Below are 24,689 nucleotides of genomic sequence, written 5' to 3'. Positions count from 1 at the left end.
AGACTTACTCATTTGGCATCTCCTTTCATTGTTGTAAAATTGTAGATTACTTTTAGCATTCCATAACGACGTAATACAGTGTTGCTTGTCTGGATAAATGACGTTCCGTTTTGATAACGATATACGCCGTTATTTTTATTTAGGATATCATTGACAAATACCTGCGCTTCCAATGATTTATCCTTCAAGAATTTCTTAGAAATATATCCATTCATATTGATAATATTAATGGACTGTAATGTCTTTGTCGCAGCTTGATAATTTTGATCTGTAGACAACGAAATTTTGAAATCTTTTGGCAAATAATAAGTGAACTGCGAATAAGAACGGAATTTAAACGTTGTACGGTTCAATTCGGGCTGCAAAAACGAGCTCATTTGCTCGACGCCAGGCATCAACGAGATGTAAAAGTCCATCTTATTTGCTTTATATCTATTAAAGCCGATTTCTGGTGTTATACTCTTCGTCTGATTTCTATTAAGCTTTGGTTCTTCATTAAACGACGATAAATAACTAAACTGGCTATTGTATTGTCCGTTGAGACCGATATTCATTTTCAAACCCCATTTCTTCTGTAGCACAAAACTGTAAGATCCGCCACCATAAATACGCCAGTTGTCCTTATCAATATTGACATAGGAAATTTGTTGCGTCCCCTCGTCTAGATTATAGCGTACATTGGTGTTAATATTCTTCTTGCCCTGATCTGCACTGGCATAAAAATAGAATCCCTGGTCTTTCAACTGCTTATAGCTATTGTAATTGATCGAATAGGAGTTGTTAAAGCCCGCTTTTAAGTTTGGATTGTCCAAATATTCGATAAGCGGCTGTGCATTTTGCTTAAGGGGTTCGATTTGAGTCAAAGAAGGTTGAATGGTACGTCCACTATAACGGAAACCGATATTTTTACTTTTTGAGATCTTGTAATTCACAGAGAGATTTGGGTTAACCGAAGTCTGATTACGCTGCAATGTTGTATTTAGATTATTATACGTTCTCTTTACATCCTCAAAATCGACCCTGTTGCTCAGATTAACCGTTAAGGTACTAGACTTGTAATTGAGGGAAGCATTGACGCCATTTTTCAAGCTGGTAAAATCGAAATCATTTAATAGATTTTGATCCAGTACAGTGTATTTACCTGTAACAGGATCTTTATCGAAGGACTGATTAAGGGTCTCCGATTTATTGCTATTGAATGCGTAGCCAATAGCAGCAGTCAGTCGTTTTGACAAAGGCTCAGAATAAGTTACCGATGCCCCGTACATATTGTTGCCCAACTTATCATTTTTATATTGATCGATCAGTGTCGTATCGCCCGAACTTTGGAAATAGTTCTGGGAAAAATATTGCGTTTTTGACCTATTTTGATCAGTATTTGCATTGATATTAAAGGTTACAGAGCGACGGTCCTTTTTGAAACGACGGGTAAGCATTGCATTTACATTGAACTTATCCTGATCGCTATTTTGATCAGTGGTAGATAAGGTCTGTGTAATCAATGTTCTATCCAATTTACGCTGGTCTGCTTCTGAATTGGATAAATTGTCGCGGCTAGATTTGGTGAATCCCATATTAATGGTCAAATCGGACAGTGAATCTAACTTCAGATCATATCGTAAATTTGCAATATTTGCCTGTGTTTCGGTTTCAGATGCTGTCACATTATTATCGACCTGTGCGCGTTCAGGAAGGTTATTCTGCGCGTTATACGTACTTGTATTGTTGACATTGATCTGATTGCGTTTGAAGTTTGCATTGATCTTATGCTTATCATCTTTGGATTTGTCGGAATAGCTAGCCCCCATATTTATTGCTTTGGGCACGCCACCACCATAGTATTTACCATCCCATCCCCCATCAGAACCATCACCACCGGAAATCATAATGCCACCACCGTCCATCATCTGCACATTGCTACTTCCGCCCACACCATATTTTTGGCTATCTTCAAATCCTAATCCGACCATTCCATCATTTGCCAGAATACCATAAGCGGCAATTTTTTGTGAGCCTTTAAACTTATTGAGCATGACTTTTCCGCCATAATATTTATCTGTACCAGCTCCTGCGACAGCCTGGCCGAACATTCCTTTTTTCTTATCTTCCTTGAGTTTGATATCAATCGTCTGTGTACGTTCACCGTCATCCACCCCAGTGCGTACAGCAAGGTCTGATTTCTTTTCATAAACCTGTACTTTGCTGACCATATCTGAACGGATGTTCTTGGTGATCAACGTTGGATCATCGCCAAAAAACTCTTCGCCATCGAGCAGCACTTTTTTCACTTCCTTGCCTTGCGCGATGATCTTACCTGATCCATCCATCGTAATACCCGGCAAAACCTTCAACAGGTCCTCTACTTTAGCATCCTTCTCGACTTTAAAACTAGCGGCATCATATTCGACGGTATCGCCTTTAATAACCACAGGAATTTTGCCGTTCACTTGGACCTCTTCCAATAGTAGAGCTGCTTTAGATAGTTTTACAATACCAATATCTAAATCTTCGGCGGCCACATGGATATCTTTTACCAAGTCAGCATACTGCGGATAGGAAACTACCATTTTATAGCTGCCTGTGTCGAGATTGGCAATTTGGAATGTCCCGTTTTCTTTCGTTCGACCAAATTTAATCAAAATCGAATCTTTGGGACTGAGCAGCGCGATTGAAGCCTGGTGTAGTTTTGCAAGATCTTTGATATCGGCCACCGATCCCACAAGTTTATGTTGCGCATAAGACTTGGAACTCAGTACGGATAATAAAAGAAACAAAACTAGGGAATAGGTTAGTTTCATAAATTTCGTTTATATATTGTCGAAGTAAATATATAAATGTTGCTACGGAAAATTCGTAAAATAATGTTAAATAATTATGCAATTAATAAATTAACCTTACTCCGCGCAAATAAAACCTGATAATTCACTCTATACCAGTAATTTTATCTCATAAAAAAAGAGGCGTAACTTATTTGTTACGCCTCCAATCTAAATAGAAGAATATATTTTATTTCCTTTAATCTACATTCAGGTTCAATTCTTTTTCCTTATTGATTAAATGGGCAATACTCGTATCATTTAAAATCTGCAACATGGCATTTCTCACCTCTACAAAAGTATCGCGTATGCCACAGGCATGCTCTTGTGTACACTCTTCGCAGGAGCGGTAGAAGTTCAAGCTCACGCATGGCAGCAAGGCTATGGGGCCATCAATCAGGCGCATCACCTGCGATAAAAAAACATCTTCGGGAGCCTTATTGAGGCTATAACCACCTCCAGCACCTTTTTTGCTATAGAGAATTCCGGCATTTCGCATTTCAAGTAGAATTTGTTCCAGGAATTTTTTTGGAATATTCTCCTCCTGCGCAATCTTCACGATCTGCATAGGCTCATTACCGTAATTACGACCAAGCACCATCAGTGCCTTTATTGCATATTTTGTCTTTTTGGAAAGCATATTTGTTAACCCCCTGTTGAATTGCAAATTTACGTTTTTTATTCAATAGAATAAAACCTTCATGATCTCACGCTTGCAGCAACAGTCTCCTTATTGCCCCAATACCGCCGTGATCGGTTTTCCGATGCTACCATTGGGCTCTGTAATGTGCAAGAGCGAAGAAATTGTCGGTGCAATATCCACAATATGTACTTCTGTATTCGATACACCCGGTTTAATTCCCCAACCCATAAATACCAAAGGGATATGGGAATCATAACCAGACCAGGTACCATGTGTTGTACCAGTCGAGCGCGGGGTACCGTCGTACCATTGTGGTTCACAAACAATCTGAATAGCACCGCTACGTTTAAAGTTGTAACCATTGATCATTTTTTCGCGAATAGGCGCCGGGATCATCAAACTTTCCCCTTTTTCCATATCAGCAACATAAGCGACACCTTCGGTATGGCGAAGCTCACGAATGATGGTCTCTTTTATTTTATCACGATCCAAGTTTAAAGAATCAATCAATTGATTATTTAAGTGCACCTGGTAATTCATCATGCTTTTAACAAGCTTCTCCTGTCCAAATTTTTCTTTAAGGGTTTTGTTAAGTCCTGTGATGATCTGACGGGAATAGAAATAACCACCATTTCCTTTCATATCCATAAAGAACCGAGAGTTGTAAGAAGCGCCATGATCTGCTGTCAGGAAGAACGTATAGTTACCCTTGCCCACCGTCTTATCGAGGTAGTTGAAGAAATCAGCAAGCTGTTTATCAAGCTGCAGATAGATATCTTCAATCTCCACTGCTGTCAATGAGTAACGGTGCCCCACATAGTCTGTCGCCGAAAGGCTCACACAAAGGAAGTCGGTATTTTTAGTCGGGTTATTTCCCATCTGCTCATTTTTAATTGCTTCCATAGCCAGATCCAACGTAAACTGATTTCCCATTGGTGTGGTTTTGATCAGCTCATAGCCTTCGTCTTTCATTAGCTTGGAAGTCGCACGCGGCAAAGTCGGTTTTTCTTCACCGGGGAATTTCCCTTCGTAGATGTTATCATCTGCAATACTGTTGGCAGCATAGGTGCTGATATCATACATTGGTTTCCAGTCGCCTTTCAGGTATTTTTCGGCCAATTTTTTCTTGTTGAAGTCTACCACCCATTTTGGCAGTTTATCCATGTAGAAATTAGAGGTGATCCAATCGCCTGATTTAGCTTCGAACCAATACGCTGCATCGGCAAAATGCCCCGCCGGTAGAATACCGCCACGGTCTTTGATGGCGATACCGATCACTTTGGACTTAAAGTTAGAGGCGAGCTTCAATTGGTCCGTTACGGTCGATGCAAGCAAATTACGTGGCGACTGCTGTCCTTCTTTCGCAGTGGTACCGACACCAACGACATTATCGTCCTGCGTACAGTACATATTCTTCCCTGTCTGTTCTTCAATCCAGTCATTGCCTGCAATTCCGTGTATGGAAGGAACGGATCCTGTATAGACCGAACTGTGTCCAATAGCGGTATATGTCGGAATATAATTAATCAACGTATTTTCACAGGAGAATCCTTCTTTCAAAAGTCGTTTGAAACCATCATTTCCATATCGATCTGCAAAACGATATAAATAATCCCAACGCATTTGATCCACCATCAGGCCGACAACCAATTTTGGTCTTTCCGGTTGTTGCGCCATGGACGAAAGCGCCGCTATTCCAAGGACGACACTTAAAAAAAATCTTTTAATCATAATCGTATTAAGTATTGAAATATTAGTTTTTTATTTACTGCATAGTATTCTATCATACCTTAACAACAGGAACAATAAATCGGAACTTATTGGCAGCCCAGTTGCCCTGATTCAGATTACTTCACTTTGCTAAAGTAGGGTTTAATCTTTTAAATGTGCTTTTAAAAATTGGCCTGTATAAGAATCTTTACAATGAATAAGTTCTTCCGGAAGCCCCGCAAAGACTAGCTTACCGCCTTTATTGCCGCCCTCAGGACCAATATCGATGACCCAATCTGCCGATTTGATCATATCCATATTATGCTCGATCACCAAGATACTATTTCCGAGGGCAATCAGTGCATCAAATGATTTCAATAACTTCTTAATATCCTGAAAGTGCAAGCCTGTCGTTGGCTCATCAAAGATAAAAAGTGTCTTCTTGCTGTTATTTCCCTTAATGAGGAAGGAGGCCAGTTTAATCCGCTGTGCTTCACCGCCAGACAATGTACTTGACGATTGCCCGAGCTTAACGTAGCCTAGTCCAACATCCTGTAAAGGCTGCAATTTTGCCAATATTTTAGGCTGGTCTGCAAAGAATACGATCGCTTCATCAACACTCAGCTCGAGTATGTCGGCCACCGACTTGTTCTTGTAGTGTACATCAAGCACAAATTGTTTAAATCGTTTGCCCCCACATGCCTCACATGGCAAAACGATATCGGCCATAAATTGCATTTCAATTTTAACTTCACCTTCGCCCTGACAGACATCACAACGTCCACCTTCAACATTAAATGAAAATGCGGCCGGCTTCAATCCAGCAGCCTTGGCAGGTGCCTGGTTGGCATATAAAGCCCTGATTTCATCCCAGGCTTTCACATAAGTCACCGGGTTGGATCGCGAAGAACGACCGATCGGGTTCTGATCCACCATTTCAACTTGTTCGACTTGGGCAATATCGCCTTCGATTGTATCGTAAACACCTGTTTGCTCGCCAGAGTAGTTTCCTATAGATTTCTGTAATGCGGGGTACAGGATACGTTTGACCAGAGAGGTCTTACCCGATCCCGAGACCCCAGTTACCACGGTAAACGTATTTAATGGAAATTGCACATCAATCCCTTTGAGGTTATTTTCATGTGCTCCTTTAATGGTCACACTATTGGACCATGGACGACGTTTTTGGGGTACCTCAATCTGGTCTTTTCCGCTAAGGTATCGGCCCGTAAGGCTTTTTGTATCTTTCAGAATCTGCTGGTATGTACCTGCGAAGACCATTTCGCCGCCATTGATCCCGGCTTCTGGCCCGATATCGATCAGGTAATCAGCCGCCTCCATCATCTCCTGCTCATGCTCGACCACTACAACCGTATTACCAACATCGCGCAGAGATTTCAGCACAGAAATGAGGCGCTGCGTATCACGTGGGTGGAGCCCAATACTTGGCTCGTCCAACACATAAATAGAGCCGACGAGCGAACTTCCTAATGAAGTTGCCAGATTGATCCGCTGTGATTCCCCTCCGGAAAGCGTATTCGATAGCCGGTTCAAGGTTAGGTAACTTAATCCAACATCGCACAAAAATTGCAATCTGTTATTAATTTCGGCAAGAAGTCTTTTGGCAATGACCAGTTCATTACCCACCAGTGGTAAAGTTTTAAAAAATTCCAAGGCTTCCTCAAGCGGCATCAAAACGATATCGGTGATAGACTTGCCCCCTACTTTCACGTAAGTGGCGTCTTTACGTAATCGGGTCCCACGGCAGTCCGGGCAATCTGTCTTCCCGCGATAGCGAGACAACATCACCCGATATTGAATTTTATAGGTCTGAGCTTCGAGCTCTTCAAAGAATTGGGTAAGACCCGCAAAATATTTATTTCCCGTCCACAGCAACTCTTTCTGTTCCGCGGTCAGGTCCATGTAGGCACGATGTATGGGAAAATCAAATTTCAGTGAACTTTTAACAAGCACCTGTAACCACTCCCCCATTTTCTCCCCTCGCCAGGGAGCAATTGCCCCATCGTAGACCGACCGGCTTTTGTCTGGAATAACAAGATCAGGGTCAATACCAATGATCTTTCCATAACCTTCACATCGGCGACAGGCACCATACGGATTATTAAAACTGAAGAAATTTGGTGTAGGTTCTTCAAATGTTATTCCATCAAGTTCAAATTTATGGGAGAAATGATGTCTTTGCCCATTTTCTTCCATATAGAGCTCTCCCTTACCCTCGAAAAAACCTGTTTGGACAGAATCAGAAAGCCGATTGACTGTATCATCGTCCTGTTCAATGCGAACCCGGTCCACGACAATAAGCACTTCACCATCCTGAAGGTCTTTATTGACGATAGCCTTATCATCAATAATAGCTTCGATTTTCTGCATGCTATCCCCATAGACGACACGCACAAAACCTTTCTGCAATAAAAGAGACAACTCTTCCTTGAGTTTACGCCCATGAGAAGGAATAAGTGGTGCGAGCAGTGTCACCGTTGTCCCCTCTTCTAAATTAAGCGCAAAATCCACCACTGAACTCACACTGTCTTTGGTCACCTCGCGACCAGATACAGGAGAAATTGTCTTTCCGATTCGGGCGTATAACAATTTCAGATAATCATAGATCTCGGTGGATGTTCCTACCGTCGAACGGGGGTTGGAAGTAATGACACGTTGCTCAATGGCAATTGCAGGGGCGATACCTTTGATGTAATCCACCTCCGGTTTATTCATCCGTCCCATAAATTGTCTAGCGTACGAAGAGAGACTTTCGACATAACGTCGCTGTCCTTCGGCATACAGCGTATCAAAAGCTAAGGAGGATTTTCCTGAGCCCGACATTCCAGTGATAACAACTAATTTATTTTTAGGGATATCAACGTCAATATTCTTTAAGTTATTAACTCTTGCGCCCTTTATCTGAATATATTCTTTTGGAGTGTGCTCCACCTGTTTACTCATAATAATCCTTATCTCACACAAAGTTACGTATTATTGGCTGATTATATTCCTGCGAATTAAAAAGCAATTCGGTTTTCTATCACCTGAATTTCAAAAAAAGAGAAACTGTTCCAAAGTCGGCAAAATTTTGATGAAAGGCTTCATACACGGCAAACAGGCAAATCTAGGACCAGCTATAAAATGAAATACATCAAACAATTTAGTTTCCCAAACAATTATTTTTTAACATTTTGCGATTTACGATTAATCCTTCCAAAAACAATACAGTCCTATAGGTGTTATATCTGTTATAAGCGTGTAGCATTTTTTGCAGATAGCGCGTTTAAAAAACAAATAAAAATAAGAAAATGGAATATTGGAGTTTAAAACACATACAAAACCGGAATATTTCATGGCCATTAAAATTAAATAATTGCATATATGAAAAAAAATGTATTTCAAGTAATGATGCTATTGATGATCGCATTAGTATCCTCAACAACTATTAGTAAAGCGCAAATGGTTATCGACAAAATTGACTTAGGCATTTTTCCTAGCCCTGAAAAAGGGTATAAAAAAATGGTGATTGAAGTTCCCTATTCAGAAAGTGACAAAAACAAAAAAATAGAGTTTTCGGTAGGAAAATGGATGGAAGTAGACGGATGTAATACCTTTAATTTATCGGGCACTTTAGAGAAGAAGGATCTTCAAGGCTGGGGTTATGACTATTATGTATTCAAAACAAATGGCAATGTCGCCAGCACCATGATGGCTTGCCCAAACAAAGAAAAAAGAAACCTTTTTGTTTCAGCTCAACCGGAGACTGTACGTTACAATGGCAGAATGCCGATTGTGATTTATGTACCTGAAGCTTACGATGTGCAATTCAAAATCTATACAACTGACGGTGACACCTACCGTGCAGCAGAGGTAAGAACAAAAAAATAAACTGCTAAGCTATTTGGCGCATCAAATAGCTAGGCAATAAAAAAGCCCTCGAACAATGTTCGAGGGCTTTTTTTTATATCGCGTTTCGCTATTGACTATTGAAATTTCTTCGCGTTAACTTTACGCTCGTTTTCCGTCAAATAGATTTTACGTAGACGCATTGATTGTGGTGTAACCTCAATATACTCGTCAGCTTGAATATACTCCATACATTCTTCCAATGAGAATTTGATTGCCGGTGCAATACGTGTGTTATCATCAGAACCAGAAGCACGCATATTTGTCAACTGTTTTCCTTTAGTAACGTTGATCGTTAAATCATTATCACGGATGTGCTCACCTAAAATTTGTCCTTCGTATACATCCACACCTGGATCTACGAAGAAACGACCACGGTCTTGTAATTTATCAATGGAGTACGCAGTTGTTGAACCTGTATCCAAAGAGATCAATACACCTGCCAAACGACCAGGAATTGTACCTTTCCAAGGTTCGTAACCTTTCAAACGATGCGCCATAACAGCTTCACCCGCTGTTGCTGTCAACACGTTGTTACGTAAACCGATGATACCACGAGAAGGAATAGAGAACTCAAGATGTTGCATATCTCCTCTAGCTTCCATAATCAACAACTCACCTTTACGTTGCGTAACCAACTCAATTACTTTTCCTGAGACATCAGAAGGTACATCAACAACAAGTTCTTCGATAGGTTCACATTTTTGACCATCGATTTCTTTGATGATAACTTGTGGCTGGCCTACTTGCAATTCATAACCCTCACGACGCATTGTTTCGATCAATACGGACAAGTGAAGGATACCACGTCCGTATACCAACCAAGCATCTGGAGATTCTGTAGGAACTACACGTAGTGCCAAGTTTTTCTCCAACTCTTTTTGCAAACGATCGTAAATGTTACGTGATGTTACCAATTTACCTTCTTTACCGAAGAAAGGAGAGTTATTGATCGTGAACAACATGTTCATTGTTGGTTCATCAATGCTGATAACTTCCAATTGCTCTGGATTTTCGAAATCTGCGATTGTATCACCGATATCGAAACCTTCGATACCTACTACAGCACAGATATCACCTGCATGTACTTCAGATACTTTGATACGACCAAGGCCTTCAAATACCTGTAGCTCTTTAACTCTTGATTTCACAACTTTTCCGTCGCGTTTTACCAAAGAAACCGGTTGGTTTTCTTTGATTGTACCGCGGGCAACACGACCGATAGCGATACGTCCTACGAAAGTTGAGTAATCCAACGATGTTACCTGCATTTGCAAAGTACCTTCAGATACTTGTGGTGCAGGGATATATTTGATGATAGCTTCCAATAAGTCAGTGAAGTCTTCAGTACGATTTTTCCAATCGGTAGACATCCAACCTTGTTTTGAAGAACCGTACAATACTGGGAAATCCAATTGCTCTTCAGTAGCGCCCAAGTTGAAGAATAAGTCAAAAACATGTTCGTAAACTTCCTCAGGACGACAGTTTTCTTTATCGACTTTATTGACAACAACAATAGGTTTGATACCTAAACCTAAAGCTTTACCTGTAACGAAACGTGTTTGAGGCATTGGGCCTTCAAAAGCATCGACCAATAGTACTACACCATCGGCCATCTTCAATACACGTTCAACCTCACCACCGAAATCGGCGTGACCGGGTGTATCGATGATGTTGATTTTAACACCTTTATATGTTACTGATACGTTCTTAGATACAATAGTGATCCCGCGTTCACGCTCTAAATCATTATTGTCTAGGATTAATTCACCAGCATTTTCATTTTCTCTGAATTGATTGGTAAAATATAAAATTTTGTCTACAAGCGTAGTTTTACCGTGGTCGACGTGAGCGATGATCGCAATGTTTCTAATGTTTTGCATTGAGCAAGAATATTTTTATAAAATTTTAGGGTGCAAAGATAAACATTTTGCACCATAAAATTTATAACTATGTGTATTTTATTTAATTACACCTAATTCTTTACCTACTTTGGTAAAGGCGGCGATTGCTTTATCCAGGTGAGCAACTTCATGTCCTGCCGAAATCTGCACACGGATACGGGCTTTTCCCTGAGGTACAACAGGATAGTAAAAACCGATCACATAAATTCCCTCGTCCAACATCTTGGCTGCGAACTCCTGCGCTAATTTCGCGTCATACAGCATCACAGGCACGATTGGATGGAAACCGGGTTTGATATCAAATCCAGCAGCTGTCATTTTTTCACGGAAGTAGATCGTATTGGATTCCAGTTTATCACGCAATGCTGTTGTCTCGCTCAGCATATCCAAGACCGCAACAGAAGCGCCTGCAATTGCGGGTGCTAAGGTATTTGAAAATAAATAGGGCCGAGAACGCTGACGTAACAAATCGATGATTTCTTTTTTACCAGAAGTAAAACCACCGGAAGCACCACCTAGCGCCTTACCCAAGGTACCTGTAATAATATCTACACGATCAATTACATTGAAAAGCTCGTGTGTACCACGTCCAGTTGCACCGATAAATCCTGTACAATGCGACTCATCGATCATCACTAACGCCTGGTATTTATCGGCTAGATCACAGATCTGGTCCAATGGAGCTACAGATCCATCCATCGAAAACGCTCCATCTGTAACAATGATTTTATGCCGAGCACCGGATGCGGCCTGTAATTGCGCTTCCAGATCAGCCATATCCGCATTTTTATAACGGAAACGTTGTGCTTTACATAAACGAACGCCATCTATGATAGAAGCATGATTTAATTCGTCGGAAATGATGGCATCTTCGGCACCAAATAAAGGCTCAAACACCCCTCCATTCGCGTCGAATGCTGCCGCATATAAAATAGTATCTTCTGTTCCGAGGAACGTAGATATTTTTGCTTCTAATTCTTTATGCACATCTTGGGTACCGCAGATGAAACGTACGGAAGACATTCCATAACCGTGTGTATCAATCGCTTTCTTAGCAGCTTCGATTACTTTTGGATGTGAAGAAAGTCCCAAATAATTGTTCGCACAAAAATTGACAACTTCCTGTCCTGTGCTTACTTTGATGTCTGCTCCTTGTGGAGTAACGATCACCCGCTCTTGTTTATACAATCCCGCTTCTTTGATTGCTTCCAATTCCTTTTCTAAAACTGGTTGTAATGTATTGTACATAATTCGATTTTATTTTTTTATACAATATTACAGTTTTTTCATTGGAATAAGTTGCTTTACCTTTCGAGAAAAGGGCTATTCACGGAGAATTCACCCCAAATCAATGATTTGGTAACATTAAACCGATTGCATAAAATTCCTTTTTTCAATCGATCTATTTTTCCTCTTGCTTTGATAGCGACCAACTGGGCGATAAGCCCTAGACATCTTCGCCCTGCAAGCAGGGTGCTTGCGCGGTGCCTCAATAGTAAATCCACATGAAAAAGGTGGACTCAACGTGGACTCAAGGTGGACTCATTGTGCCTGCAGTCCGAAGTTGGTATAACCTTATCTAAACTTTGGGCTCTCGCATTTTAAATGAAAAGTGCCGGAATTTTAATAACAGATCGGAGCGAAAGCCAACGGACTCAAGCCATAGCCTAACAAAAGACTTTATCCACAAAAATTTCGTAAAGATGGAGCGATATAGCGAGATGCGCCAATAGGAACTACTCGTAACGAAGCGCATCGACCGGATCCAGTTTAGATGCTTTTGAGGCCGGGTAATAACCTGACAGCATTCCGACCAGTCCACAGACGGCAAAACCAAGTATAATTGCCCCCCAAGGTATAATAAACGATGTCCCGAGCTGTAGCGCCAGAATATTACCAATCAGGATACCAATAAATATCCCTGCGATCCCCCCCATCATACAGATCACAATTGCTTCCATCAGAAATTGCTTACGTATAACACTCGGCGTTGCACCGATTGCTTTGCGTATACCGATCTCTCGGGTACGTTCGGTAACAGAAACCAGCATAATATTCATCAATCCGATTGAGGCTCCCACAAGGGTTATAAAAGCGATCACGACTGCTCCCAAAGTAACCATAGCCATATTTTGCATCAGCATCTGGGCAACCGCATCTGATTTGGTGATTTCAAAATCATTTGACTGCCGTGATGACAGTCCGCGAATATTTCGAAATACGATTGTCGCTTCTCCGATTGCTGCCTCCAATCGCATTGGATCATTCGACGATACGGTTATTACATAAGAGGGCTCTGTACCCTGCATCACAGCCCGGGCCTTGACCAGCGGAATAAAGCAGGCTCTATCTCCACCCATACCCGCAGAAGAACCTTTACTTTTTAAGACTCCTATCACCAAATAGCGGATATTGTTAACAGTAATAAACTGTCCTATTGGATCAATAATTTCGTTGAAAAGCATTTTACTCACTTCACTACCGATGATGATCACGCCACTACCTGTTTCTACCTCTCGCGTAGAAAAATTACGGCCTTCACTGACAACATACCCTGATGTCTGCAGATAATTTTCATCGGTTCCGATCAGGCCGATATTGGGGTTTGTCTTTTTGGATTGAAATTTTGCGGTTGTATTCCAGCTCACATTGGCACTAATTGATGTCAGTGCATTAAAGTGAAAATCCTGTCTGAATCTTGCAGATTGTGCATAGGTGATATTAGCAAAGACTTTTGAGCGGGTGCCTTCATTGCCGATCCGAACATTCAACCCCCTGTTGCGGATGTTGAAGGAGTTTGATCCCATCGATGAAAAGGAATCTGTCAGTGAGTTTTTCATGGCATCGATGGAGGTCAACACCCCTATTAATGCCATCATCCCTATGGCAATGATCAGTGCTGTTAAAAATGTCCGCAGCTTATTCCCTACAATGGACTGTAGCGCAAGCTTGACATTTTCAACATAAGACATTTTTACGGCCATAGAGCTGGTATTTATAATTTGTAGGGATGAAAATACTGTAATTCCAGCACAAAACCAAAAAGGCAATTTACTTCGTAGAAATAAATTGCCTTTTTGGTGGAACCAGACCGATCCATGCAAGCGGACTATGCTAATTTTGCGGTCATTTTCCTTCTTAATTGATTCTTTTCCAGGTCTCGGTGCGTCCAAGCAAGCTCACACCGACGTAGCCTCTTATGTCGAGTTTATCCCCTTTTAAGGTCATCTTACAGCTATACGTTTTGCCCGACTTCGGATCATAGATCTTTCCATCAGCATAGGTATTGCCATCTTTATCAAAATTAGTCAGGATTTCGAGTCCTTGTACATTTCTGCTTTGGAGCGCTTTATCTGGATTCTTTATATCTTTCTTGGGCTGACCGGCTTCGTTATTTGGAAATTTCAGCCAATAGAGTTTGCCAAAAAACTTATCTCCTTTTTTGTAAATTTCAACACGACCTTCACCGCTTGGGTTTTCCCACTTTCCGATGATGGGATCTGTTTGCGCAAATAATGCTACTGTAGTCAGCAGCATTATGAATGACATCATAATTTTCTTCATGGGTCTATTATTTTATGAACTTAATTCTTTCCATTTTTCACGTTACTGTCGATCTGACCGTTCGTTCAAACGCCTCAGCAAGCACCTTTTGGCAACACTTTTCCGACAGCAGCAGTCGCCCTACTTAACAAGCATAATGACTGACAACCAAACGACAAGAGCAACATAACTTCTGAATAAATATACAAAATATTTACTATGCTTGCATATATTTTATTTCAAAATACTGGTCCTTCCCGATCAGACAGCCCCTAATAATTCACATTGAAGGCTGCTCCAAGCCCATTTTTCCAAAAGACTTAAATTCAAAATCTAAACAAAGTTTGGCATCGGGTTTGCACGATAGTTATTATATTATTACTTTATTTACTCTTTATAAATTAGCACATATTATGAAATTTATTATTAGTCTTTTACTTACTGGTGTGGTCGTCGCTGTTGCGTGCTGGATTGTCCCCGGCGCTCATGTTGCTGGATTCGGTTGGGCTATCGTTACAGGACTCGTCATTGGATTTGTCAATGCGACTGTGGGATCGATTTTAAGGTTATTTACGTTCCCGTTGAATTGGCTTACCCTCGGCCTGGTTTCCTTTATTATTACCGTATTGATGGTCTTGTTGTCTGATTCGCTCCTCGGTTCGAAATTTGATGTCGATGGATTCTGGACTGCAGCGCTGTTTGCTATTGTTGTCGCCATATTGGAAATGATCATTGGCAGTACTTCAAAAGATTAGAAATACATTCATAAAATAGCAGCGGGCGTCCACATCAATACATGTGGACGCCTTTTCATTGCTCAGCGATTGTCCCCTTCCTTGCTGGCATCATCTTCCCCTGTTGACATCATCTGTCGTTTGAAAAATAGATTGTTTACTGTTCCAATTCCTTTAAAATAATCGTCCTTATGGGTGATTTTCTCCTCATTTTCCTCGCTTTTCACAGCAGAATTCGCTAAATTTAATTCTTTAAAAGAACCGCTGATATATGTGTGAACACAACCACGAGCATAGCCATGACACACAGGAGCACTGTCATTCGACAAAGAATCGCCCTTGGTGGATCGCTCAAAGTAAGCTCATTATAGCTCTATTCATCCTACTTACGTTGCTCCTATTGAAATATGCTTTTAAGATCAGCCTTCCCTTTGGCATCAACTTGACCGTAAATAGCATCGCCTATCTTCTCGCCGGTATCCCCGTTATTCAAATGGCATTCCGTAAGGCAAGCCGTGGCGATATTTTCAATGAGTTCTTTTTGATGACGGTAGCGACCTTGGGTGCTTTCGCCATTGGAGAATTTGAAGAGGGTGTCGCAGTGATGGTGTTCTATCAAATCGGAGAATGGTTTCAGGATACTGCCGTCGACAATGCCAAGAAATCAATCAAATCGCTATTGGATATCCGCCCTGACACAGTAACGGTCATACGCAATGGGCAACAAGATCAGGTAAATCCAAAAACTGTCACAATTGGCGAAACTATCCTTGTAAAAGCTGGAGAAAAAGTGGCTTTGGACGGCAAACTTAAAACTGAGAAAGCGGCATTTAACACTGCTGCTTTGACTGGGGAGAGTAAACCCGATACAAAATATTCTGGTGATGCTGTTTTTGCAGGTATGATCAACTTGGAAACAGTTGTTGAAATCGAGGTATCCAGCGTATTTGAAGACAGCAAGTTGAGCAAAATTCTCGAAATGGTTCAGGACGCCACGGCACGAAAATCCAAAACACAATTGTTTATCGCCAGATTTGCTAAGATATATGTTCCTATTATTTTCGGCCTTGCGCTTTTAGTTCTTATTGTACCCCTATTTTTTGTTCATGACTATAGTTTTAAGGAATGGTTCTACCGGAGTTTAGTCTTCCTGGTGATCAGCTGTCCCTGCGCCCTGGTCGTTTCTATTCCCCTGGGTTATTTTGGTGGTATAGGCTTAGCGTCCCGAAATGGCATATTATTTAAGGGCGGGAACTTCCTCGATGCCATTACCACGGTCGATACCGTTGTTATGGATAAAACGGGCACGCTTACAGCCGGTGTCTTTGAGGTAACGGAAGTTTTTGCCGTCAATGGAGATCCAGAGGAATTACTGAACTATGCGAAAGCCATTGAGGCACATTCAACACACCCCATTGCGAAAGCGATCGCCAGTTATCATCCCGGCAGTGCCGCATTGCAAGCTGAGAAAATCCAGGAAATAGCAGGCCACGGACTTTTCGCCACTGTTAACGGAAAGCCCACACTCGCGGGCAACAGTAAATTACTGGACAAATTCGATATTGGCTATCCGGCAGATCTAAGGCAAATGGCCTACTCCATAGTATTACTTGCCATCGAAGGTCAATATGCGGGTTATATTACTGTTGCGGATCGAATTAAACCAGATGCCAGGACTGTGATCCAAGCCATGCATGCTCAAGGTTTGTATACAGTCATGTTATCTGGAGATAAAACAGCGGTGGTGGATGAAGTCGCCAAAGGACTTGGACTCGACAAAGCCTATGGCGATCTTCTTCCTGAGGATAAAGTAAGCCATGTACAGCAGCTGATTGACCAAGGACGCCGCGTTGCCTTTGCCGGCGATGGCGTAAACGATGCCCCTGTAGTTGCCTTAGCACATGTAGGTATTGCTATGGGTGGACTGGGAGCTGATGCAACCATTGAAACTGCTGATGTTGTGATCCAAAACGATGAGCCCCACAAGATCCTTTCTGCTATAAAAATCGGTAAAATAACCCGAAGCATTGTCTGGCAGAACGTCATCCTGGCGATGGGAATAAAAATCATTGTGTTGATCCTGGGCGCCGGAGGTATTGCAACACTATGGGAAGCAGTCATTGCTGATGTGGGGGTAGCTCTTCTGGCGATTTTAAATGCCATTCGGATCCAGCATAAAAAAGTTTAAAAACCGAGCGATCATGTTATGCCCCAAAAAAGCACTGCCCCCAAAAAGTTAGATACTTTCTGAGGGCAGTCCTGTTGTATCAAGAATCTCTTTTAGATCCTAGTTAGAAATTTAATCCCGCCAAGCTTTATAGGCATTGATCAATCCATTGGTAGAAGAGTCATGACTCGTAACCGTATTGGCGTCACTTAATTCCGGAAGGATTTGATTGGCCAATTGTTTACCCAGCTCCACCCCCCATTGATCAAAACTATAAATATTCCAGATCACACCCTGCACAAAAATCTTATGCTCATAAAATGCGATAAGTCGTCCTAAAGTACGTGGTGTCATTATTTTGAACAGGATGGAATTCGTCGGGCGATTACCTTCAAAGACTTTGTAGGCTTTAAGCGCTTCTATTTCTTGATCCGATTTGCCTGCTTTCTTGAATTCGGCAACTACTTCTTCCTCCGTTTTGCCATTCATCAAAGCCTCAGTCTGTGCAAAAAAGTTGGACAATAGCAATTGATGGTGGTTTCCGATCGGATTCAGACTATTGGCAGGCGCAATGAAATCACAAGGAATCAATTTGGTTCCCTGGTGAATCAACTGATAGAAGGCATGCTGCCCATTCGTACCAGGTTCACCCCATATAATCGGTCCGGTCTGATAGTCCACCTGTTGGCCATTACGGTCAACATATTTTCCATTACTCTCCATATCCCCTTGCTGGAAATATGCAGCAAAACGGTGAAGGTATTGATCGTAAGGGAGAATTGCATGGCTCTCGGCCTGGAAAAAATTATTGTACCATACACCAAGCAAAGCCAATATCACGGGAATATTGGATTCGAAGGAAGTTTCCTTAAAATGAACGTCCGCATCGTAGGCACCTTTCAAAAGTTCCTCGAAATTATCAAAGCCTATTGCCAAGCTAATGGAAAGACCTATAGCAGACCACAGGGAATAACGTCCGCCTACCCAGTCCCAAAACTCAAACATATTTTGAGTATCTATGCCAAAGGCACGTACTGCCTCTGTATTCGTGCTCAATGCTGCAAAATGCTTAGCGACATCCTCCTGAAGGGCTCCACTCGCCAAAAACCAGTCTTTAGCTGTATGCGCATTGGCCATCGTTTCCTGCGTTGTGAAAGTTTTTGAGGCAATCAGAAACAAGGTTGTTTCAGGATCCACAGCTTTCAATGTTTCAGCAATGTGTGTACCGTCTACGTTGGAGACAAAATGTACATTTAAGCGCGTTTTATACGCTTTTAATGCTTCAGTTACCATCACAGGACCGAGGTCTGAACCACCGATACCGATATTCACCACATCTGTAATTTCTTTACCCGTATATCCTTTCCACTCACCAGATATAATCTTTTCCGTGAAGGCTTTCATTTGTGCCAGCACGCGTTTAACGTCGGGCATGACATCCTTTCCGTCCACATAAACGGGCTGATCGGATTGATTTCGCAAAGCGGTGTGTAACACCGGTCTGTTTTCGGTTACGTTGATGCGCTCGCCCGAGAACATCGCTGCCATCGCTTCTTCGAGGCCACATTCTTTCGCCAGCTGGACCAAGAGCGCCTTTGTTTCTGCAGTAATCCGATTTTTGGAGTAATCCAAAAGTATATCTTCGAAAGCGATCGAAAACTTCTCAAAACGTGCGGGATCTGCGGCAAAAAGTGCGCGTAGATCATTTTTTTCGCTATTGTTAGATAGGCCTGAAAAAGAACCAAAATGCTGCGCTAGATTCTTATAGGCCTCAGTCTTTGTAAAATTAATTTTTGGGAACATACTGTTTTTACTGAAATTATTTGTTTTAAACATCAATAAGAGCCTTCAGTATTTCATTGTTACACATCGTGTAGATCCTTAAATGAAGGTTTATTCCGTTGACAATACCAAAACTAAAAAAAAAAGGTCAAATTATCCCTATTGGGCAATCTATATTGGGTGCGAAGTTATTCGATAGAAGCACGAATTTGTTAATTAAAATTTCTACTTTAGCAGCTATGACAAAAGAACAAATTCAAGACTTGAGGGATCGTGTTACTTCCCTGAGGAGGCATCTTTGACATCGATGCACGCAAAGAAGAAATAGAAAGAGATCAAGCTATTACGCTTGAAGCGAGCTTTTGGGATGATTCCAAAGCTGCAGAGAAAATACTCTTGGCCATAAAAAACCAAAAGGTATGGACAGACCACTTCGACGAAGTTGCAGCGGCGGTTGAAGACGCCTATGTCATGTATGAATTCTTCCAATCTGGCGACGCAAATGAAAAGGAAGTGGACGACCAATATAAACTAGCTCTAGAGAAAGTCGAGGAGCTCGAATTCAAAAACATGCTTAGCGCCGAAGAAGATCAGCTGGATGCAATTTTACAGATTACAGCTGGTGCCGGCGGGACTGAAAGTTGTGACTGGGCTGCCATGCTGATGCGTATGTATATTATGTGGGGCGAAAAAAATGGGTATAAAGTGACCGAACAAGATTCGCAGGAAGGTGATGTTGCAGGCATTAAGAGTGTAACTTTACAGATATCAGGCGATTTTGCTTATGGCTACCTTAAGGGAGAAAACGGTGTACACAGGCTCGTTCGGATTTCTCCGTTTGATTCCAATGCAAAACGCCATACCTCCTTCGCGTCTGTTTATGTCTATCCCTTGATTGATGATAATATTGAGATTGATGTGAAGGATTCCGAAATCGAGTGGGATACTTTCCGATCAGGTGGTGCAGGTGGCCAGAACGTAAATAAGGTGGAAACAGCTGTTCGATTACATCACAAACCTACTGGCATTATTATTAAAAATCAGGAATCCAGATCGCAATTACAAAATAAAGAAAATGCGATGCGCTTATTGAAATCGCAGTTATATGAGATTGAAATGCGTAAACGCCAGGAAGCTACCGCTGCTATTGAAGGAAACAAAAAGAAAATAGAATGGGGATCCCAAATTCGAAATTATGTCCTACATCCTTACAAGTTAATTAAAGATTTACGGACCAATTACGAAACATCCAATACACAAGCTGTCCTGGACGGTGATCTGAATGATTTTCTAAAAAATTATCTGATGGAATTTGGCGGATAAAGACGATTTAGAAACTCAATCATAGTGTAGACGCTCTCTTTTGGGAGCGTCTTTTTTTTTCTCCATCCCTTGCATTTTTTTATTTGGTTTCAGCCGAATTCTTCACCTGACCGATTGCCCCCTTTCCTACACAGTTTGTCACAAAAATTGTCAATTTCTCTTAACATTCAACAGGCAAATGTTAAAAAACCTTAAAAGTCTACTGCCCATATCGTTATTATATTTTAATCGATTTTTATTGCAAAATAAAATTAAAACACTGAAAAAGAATGACTTACTCAGTATTATTTTGTATCAAGAACGTTACAATTTAAACAGTGGGGTCATTTTTGGCACAAAATAAAGGCATGTGTTTTGCGTTTATGCAATCGTAATATTTTCATTACAAATGATACCGATTGCGGTATCGATTAAATATAGAATGAACGAATGTGTATCTAAAATAGAACGGTTATGAATTACATGAAAGAAAACTCGATCGTATCCAAGCAGATGACCAAACAATGGCAGCCTGCGGTATACGATGTAAATGCAGGAGAAAAGCGATCTGATCATACAGTGAGCAAAAACGAGGAAAGCAACTTTGGTCCAAGAGAATATGGTATTTTTGGAGCGACTTTTTTTATACTATTTGCGTCTGTTTTTGGCGTATACATGCTTCAACCTGATTTTGATGCGTTACGTTTCCAACGTTTGGACAGTATTGGCGGAACATTTTTGATTGTTTTCGGGATACTTTTAGCGGCTATTGCCATCAGTTTTTTGATTTTTTTAATTGTACTTCACCGTAAATATAAGCCCATTGCTTCTGTATCGGACGATGAGTTACCTACTTGTACGATTATTGTTCCGGCATATAACGAAGGACAGTTAGTCTATGATACCTTACATAGTTTGGCTAGCAGCGATTATCCGGAGAAGAAACTTCAGATCATTGCTATTGACGACGGTAGTAAGGACAATACCTTTGCCTGGATACAACGTGCCAAAATGGAATTGGGCGATCGTGTTGAAATTTATCAGCAGCCCAAGAATATGGGTAAGAGACATGCTTTGTACCGTGGATTTAAATTAGGTACGGGAGAAATCTTTATTACGGTTGATAGTGATTCTATTGTACGGAAGGATACCATACGTAATATGGCGAGTCCTTTTGTAACAAACAAGGAATGTGGAGCAGTTGCGGGTAACGTGCGTGTTTTGAATACTAAAAAAGCGATTATACCCCGTATGTTGAATGTTAGCTTCGTATTCAGCTTTGAGTTTGTACGTTCTGCGCAAAGTATGTTGGGCACGGTCATGTGTACACCAGGAGCTTTGTCAGGCTATCGCAAAGAGGCTGTCATGAACTGTTTGGAGGATTGGATCAACCAGACTTTTATGGGGCAACCGTCTGATATCGGTGAAGATCGCGCGATGACAAATATGATCCTAAAACAAGGTTATCATGTGTTATTTCAATCCAATGCATACGTTTATACCGACACTCCTGTACGTTACAAAAATCTGTACAAGATGTTTATCCGTTGGGAACGGAGCAACGTGCGCGAAAATATCGCAATGAGTAAATTTGCGTTTAAGAATTTCCGTCAAGGACCTAAATGGGGAGCCCGTATCTTATTGCTTATGCAATGGAAAAAAGTATTATTGTCTTACCCAATGATGTTATTGATGCTATGGACAGTATTTCATTATCCATTGATGTTCTTAAGCTCAACGTTGGTCGGTATCTTAATATTTTCCAGCATTCAGGCCTATTTCTTTGCTTCGAAAAACTCCGACGCCAAAGAAGCTTTCTGGGCTTATAGTTACAGTATATTTTATGCCTTCAGTTTATTTTGGATTACACCTTATGCCATTGCAACAGCTGGACGCAGAGGTTGGTTGACAAGGGGTTAAAATGATAAGACCACGCGGCGGTTTTCCTGTTACTTTCTATGATATGTAACAGGAAAACCGCCGTTTTTTTTATATTAAAAATCCAATGCAATCGTTGATTAAAAAAACATTATCATATTTTTTGTTTTTAATACTAACTTAATACACACTACCTTATAACCCCAATGCCCGCTTTTTGTCTGTCACTGTACCCAGTGGTTACAAGGTGACGAAAACACATTATATTCCATTGCGCGCGGATGCCAAAAATCTAGACTTCGCTTTAGTCAAAGATGCGGTTCAACAAAACGATTTTCTACGCTTTATCCAAATTACGGATACAGAAACGCCGTTGTATGGACCTTGGATTGATAATGTCAGAAATTACGCTAAACAACAGCGTGCAAGTTTGATCATGCATACCGGAGACATCTGCTACGAACCGGGTATGCTTTTTCATGCCAAGCAGGTCAACAGTAAACTCATGGGCAGACCGACCTATTATACCGTCGGCAATCATGATCTTGTCAAAGGTGAATATGGCGACAAGCTATTTGAAGATCTATTTGGACCTACTTATTACTCGTTCGATGCCGGGCCGGCTCACTTTGTGTGATCTTTATTAACCATGACTACTTTGTAGGGCCTGACTTTGTCCTTAAAGGAGAAAAAGAACAGATCGATTTAAAGCAATATAACCTTAAGGCTTGGTTCTATGGACACTGGCACAACAATTTCGTCTTCAAACAAAATGGTGTCTATGTGGTTTGTTCCAATGCCCCTAACAAAGGTGGTATTGATAATTCTGCCGCACAGTTTGTTGTCGTCGATATTGACAAACAAGGTATCAAGAATATCAAGCCGATCTACACAAACCTACGTGATCACGTCCAGTTGGTACGGCCCGTGGGCAATCAGTCGTTAAATGCTGACCAAACGCTGCCTATACTGGTCAACGCCTACGATAGTGAGCGACAAATACAAGGCGTAGACCTCACGGTATACGCACATGAGACCGGAAATCGCATAAGCTCGATTTCGCTGAAAGCCTCCAAAGATTGGACATGGCAAGCAAATGTTCCTTTCCAAAAACAAAATCACAAAGGACAATACGATGCACTTATCACGATTCGCTACGAGAATGGCGAACAGACCTTAAAGAAAGAAACGTTTAGCCTCGCGCCAGCAGAACATGATAAGATCAAACTACAGTGGTCCACTTCAGTCAATGGAAATATCTGGAAAACAAGCCCTCTGGTAGTTGGCGATAAACTTTTTATAGCCACAATGGATGATGGCATAGGAACCAATCATGCAATCAAAGCCCTGGATAGACGGAGTGGAAAAGTATTATGGTCTCTGCCAACGATAAATTCCATTAAGCATAAATTACGTTTCAGTGATGGTATATTGTTGGCCACCGATGTTGAAACCAATGTCTATGCGATAGATGCAAATACAGGTAAAATCCTGTGGACAAAGAAACCTTCGGCTCCAAACCTCCCGACCTTTGTTTCTGGCGCTGCGCTTGACAACGGGATCTATTATACTGGATTAGGAAAACGAATGTCTGCGATTGATATTCATACAGGAAAACCGTTATGGGAAGGTGTAGAACCGTCAGGCGGAGAGGCTACTCCAGCAGAGCTATCGGTTGTCGGTCAAGTTCTTTTAGCTGGATACAACTGGAATGCACTCTGTGCTTATGATATCCATACCGGAAAACTGCTCTGGAAACGTCAGGAAGATGGTTTACGTTTTAGAAGTGGCGGGGTAACAGCTCAAAAGGATTACATCTATACGACCGGCCTCAATGGCATCTTTAAGATCGATCTAAAAACGGGAGAAATCCTAAAGAAGAGCATTAAGACCGACGATTTTAAGGTGATGACTGCTCCAAAGATCAGTGAAAACCTTTTGGTTATGCCAACTTCCACCAACGGAATAAAAGCCTATGATCTACAGACTCTGGAAGAGAAGTGGCATTTTCCCACTGGAGAAGCGCTAGTTTATTCTTCTGCATACAGTAGTCCTGATAACCATAAACTGGTCGGCACAGTTGAATCTGCAGTTATTGAAGTCAAAGACAAGTTAGTTTTTGGTGCTTCAGACGGCTATGTCTACGTCCTTAATAAAGCGGGTAAACTCCTATCAAAATTCAACCTGGGTTCGCCTATATTTTCAGACATCACAGTGGATGGCGATTTGATTTATGTGGCTGATTTCGCAGGAAATGTTTCGTGCTTTAAACTCTAACATTTATACATAGAACCAAAAAAG

At 41.3% G+C, this 24,689-nt stretch carries 17 protein-coding genes; 7 read left to right on the top strand and 10 right to left on the bottom strand.

What is annotated here, in order from left to right; translation table 11 throughout:
* Positions 1–8: 8 nt before the first annotated feature.
* The 4 genes from ACLCDV_RS00520 to uvrA all read right to left on the bottom strand — a co-directional run bounded on the left by ACLCDV_RS00520 (position 9) and on the right by uvrA (position 8,133).
* Positions 9–2,798, bottom strand: a complete 2,790-nt coding sequence (locus tag ACLCDV_RS00520; protein WP_317668919.1) for an outer membrane beta-barrel protein — start codon at positions 2,796–2,798, stop codon at positions 9–11.
* Between the two features lie 217 nt (positions 2,799–3,015).
* Positions 3,016–3,456, bottom strand: a complete 441-nt coding sequence (locus tag ACLCDV_RS00515) for an RrF2 family transcriptional regulator (RefSeq protein ID WP_046673766.1) — start codon at positions 3,454–3,456, stop codon at positions 3,016–3,018.
* 90 nt (positions 3,457–3,546) lie between these two features.
* On the bottom strand, positions 3,547–5,190 hold the full coding sequence (pafA, locus tag ACLCDV_RS00510; protein ID WP_317668920.1) for an alkaline phosphatase PafA: 1,644 nt from the start codon (positions 5,188–5,190) through the stop codon (positions 3,547–3,549).
* A gap of 141 nt (positions 5,191–5,331) precedes the next feature.
* The gene (gene uvrA / locus ACLCDV_RS00505) at positions 5,332–8,133 is read right to left on the bottom strand and encodes an excinuclease ABC subunit UvrA (protein WP_411972614.1); all 2,802 of its coding nucleotides are present in this window, start codon (positions 8,131–8,133) and stop codon (positions 5,332–5,334) included.
* Positions 8,134–8,553: 420 nt separating this feature from the next.
* Between uvrA and ACLCDV_RS00500 the strand changes: the two genes are divergently transcribed.
* Complete coding sequence (locus ACLCDV_RS00500) at positions 8,554–9,060, top strand: ecotin family protein (protein WP_075990516.1); 507 nt, start codon at positions 8,554–8,556, stop codon at positions 9,058–9,060.
* Between the two features lie 95 nt (positions 9,061–9,155).
* On the opposite strand, the gene typA is transcribed toward ACLCDV_RS00500, so the two are convergent.
* From typA to ACLCDV_RS00480, 4 genes are all read right to left on the bottom strand, one after another.
* Positions 9,156–10,961: a translational GTPase TypA gene (gene typA / locus ACLCDV_RS00495; RefSeq protein ID WP_317668923.1), complete on the bottom strand. Its 1,806-nt coding sequence runs from the start codon at positions 10,959–10,961 to the stop codon at positions 9,156–9,158.
* A 78-nt stretch (positions 10,962–11,039) separates the two neighbouring features.
* The gene (gene kbl / locus ACLCDV_RS00490; protein WP_075990514.1) at positions 11,040–12,230 is read right to left on the bottom strand and encodes a glycine C-acetyltransferase; all 1,191 of its coding nucleotides are present in this window, start codon (positions 12,228–12,230) and stop codon (positions 11,040–11,042) included.
* 488 nt (positions 12,231–12,718) lie between these two features.
* The gene (locus ACLCDV_RS00485; RefSeq protein ID WP_317668924.1) at positions 12,719–13,966 is read right to left on the bottom strand and encodes an ABC transporter permease; all 1,248 of its coding nucleotides are present in this window, start codon (positions 13,964–13,966) and stop codon (positions 12,719–12,721) included.
* A 154-nt stretch (positions 13,967–14,120) separates the two neighbouring features.
* Positions 14,121–14,546: a DUF2147 domain-containing protein gene (locus ACLCDV_RS00480; protein ID WP_411972613.1), complete on the bottom strand. Its 426-nt coding sequence runs from the start codon at positions 14,544–14,546 to the stop codon at positions 14,121–14,123.
* Between the two features lie 392 nt (positions 14,547–14,938).
* Here ACLCDV_RS00480 and ACLCDV_RS00475 point away from each other — a divergent pair, with 392 nt between their 5' ends.
* Complete coding sequence (locus ACLCDV_RS00475; protein ID WP_317668926.1) at positions 14,939–15,280, top strand: phage holin family protein; 342 nt, start codon at positions 14,939–14,941, stop codon at positions 15,278–15,280.
* Between the two features lie 62 nt (positions 15,281–15,342).
* Here the strand turns inward: ACLCDV_RS00475 and ACLCDV_RS00470 are convergent, their stop codons facing one another.
* On the bottom strand, positions 15,343–15,486 hold the full coding sequence (locus tag ACLCDV_RS00470) for a hypothetical protein (protein WP_411972612.1): 144 nt from the start codon (positions 15,484–15,486) through the stop codon (positions 15,343–15,345).
* Between the two features lie 44 nt (positions 15,487–15,530).
* Here ACLCDV_RS00470 and ACLCDV_RS00465 point away from each other — a divergent pair, with 44 nt between their 5' ends.
* Positions 15,531–17,447 carry a heavy metal translocating P-type ATPase gene (locus tag ACLCDV_RS00465; protein ID WP_411972611.1) on the top strand — a complete coding sequence of 639 codons (1,917 nt, stop codon included), beginning with the start codon at positions 15,531–15,533 and terminating at the stop codon, positions 17,445–17,447.
* A gap of 111 nt (positions 17,448–17,558) precedes the next feature.
* Here the strand turns inward: ACLCDV_RS00465 and pgi are convergent, their stop codons facing one another.
* Positions 17,559–19,229, bottom strand: a complete 1,671-nt coding sequence (gene pgi / locus ACLCDV_RS00460; protein WP_411972610.1) for a glucose-6-phosphate isomerase — start codon at positions 19,227–19,229, stop codon at positions 17,559–17,561.
* A 218-nt stretch (positions 19,230–19,447) separates the two neighbouring features.
* On the opposite strand from pgi, the gene prfB reads away from it, so the two are divergent.
* The 4 genes from prfB (at position 19,448) to ACLCDV_RS00440 (ending at position 24,665) form a co-directional block, all read left to right on the top strand.
* A protein-coding gene (gene prfB / locus ACLCDV_RS00455) for a peptide chain release factor 2 (RefSeq protein WP_157625830.1) occupies positions 19,448–20,531 on the top strand; the annotation gives its coding sequence in 2 pieces (ribosomal slippage) (positions 19,448–19,507 and positions 19,509–20,531; 1,083 coding nt in all).
* Between the two features lie 453 nt (positions 20,532–20,984).
* The gene (locus tag ACLCDV_RS00450) at positions 20,985–22,430 is read left to right on the top strand and encodes a glycosyltransferase family 2 protein (protein ID WP_411972609.1); all 1,446 of its coding nucleotides are present in this window, start codon (positions 20,985–20,987) and stop codon (positions 22,428–22,430) included.
* A 205-nt stretch (positions 22,431–22,635) separates the two neighbouring features.
* Positions 22,636–23,025: a metallophosphoesterase family protein gene (locus tag ACLCDV_RS00445; RefSeq protein ID WP_411972608.1), complete on the top strand. Its 390-nt coding sequence runs from the start codon at positions 22,636–22,638 to the stop codon at positions 23,023–23,025.
* Entirely contained in the window at positions 23,022–24,665 is a 1,644-nt protein-coding gene (locus ACLCDV_RS00440) for a PQQ-binding-like beta-propeller repeat protein (RefSeq protein WP_411972607.1), read from the top strand. Before ACLCDV_RS00445 ends, ACLCDV_RS00440 begins: the two co-directional genes overlap by 4 nt.
* The last annotated feature ends 24 nt before the right edge of the window (positions 24,666–24,689 follow it).

Origin of the sequence: Sphingobacterium sp. Lzh-3, assembly GCF_046764375.1 — a bacterium.
GTDB lineage: Bacteria > Bacteroidota > Bacteroidia > Sphingobacteriales > Sphingobacteriaceae > Sphingobacterium.
This window is presented reverse-complemented; position numbering and strand designations above follow the sequence as displayed.

What these genes read in the sequence shown, in the direction of transcription:
- ACLCDV_RS00520 (WP_317668919.1), bottom strand. Translation starts at nt 2,798, where the DNA reads ATGAAACTAACCTATTCCCTAGTTTTGTTTCTTTTATTATCCGTACTG.
- ACLCDV_RS00515 (WP_046673766.1), bottom strand. Translation starts at nt 3,456, where the DNA reads ATGCTTTCCAAAAAGACAAAATATGCAATAAAGGCACTGATGGTGCTT.
- pafA (WP_317668920.1), bottom strand. Translation starts at nt 5,190, where the DNA reads ATGATTAAAAGATTTTTTTTAAGTGTCGTCCTTGGAATAGCGGCGCTT.
- uvrA (WP_411972614.1), bottom strand. Translation starts at nt 8,133, where the DNA reads ATGAGTAAACAGGTGGAGCACACTCCAAAAGAATATATTCAGATAAAG.
- ACLCDV_RS00500 (WP_075990516.1), top strand. Translation starts at nt 8,554, where the DNA reads ATGAAAAAAAATGTATTTCAAGTAATGATGCTATTGATGATCGCATTA.
- typA (WP_317668923.1), bottom strand. Translation starts at nt 10,961, where the DNA reads ATGCAAAACATTAGAAACATTGCGATCATCGCTCACGTCGACCACGGT.
- kbl (WP_075990514.1), bottom strand. Translation starts at nt 12,230, where the DNA reads ATGTACAATACATTACAACCAGTTTTAGAAAAGGAATTGGAAGCAATC.
- ACLCDV_RS00485 (WP_317668924.1), bottom strand. Translation starts at nt 13,966, where the DNA reads ATGGCCGTAAAAATGTCTTATGTTGAAAATGTCAAGCTTGCGCTACAG.
- ACLCDV_RS00480 (WP_411972613.1), bottom strand. Translation starts at nt 14,546, where the DNA reads ATGAAGAAAATTATGATGTCATTCATAATGCTGCTGACTACAGTAGCA.
- ACLCDV_RS00475 (WP_317668926.1), top strand. Translation starts at nt 14,939, where the DNA reads ATGAAATTTATTATTAGTCTTTTACTTACTGGTGTGGTCGTCGCTGTT.
- ACLCDV_RS00465 (WP_411972611.1), top strand. Translation starts at nt 15,531, where the DNA reads ATGTGTGAACACAACCACGAGCATAGCCATGACACACAGGAGCACTGT.
- pgi (WP_411972610.1), bottom strand. Translation starts at nt 19,229, where the DNA reads ATGTTCCCAAAAATTAATTTTACAAAGACTGAGGCCTATAAGAATCTA.
- ACLCDV_RS00450 (WP_411972609.1), top strand. Translation starts at nt 20,985, where the DNA reads ATGAATTACATGAAAGAAAACTCGATCGTATCCAAGCAGATGACCAAA.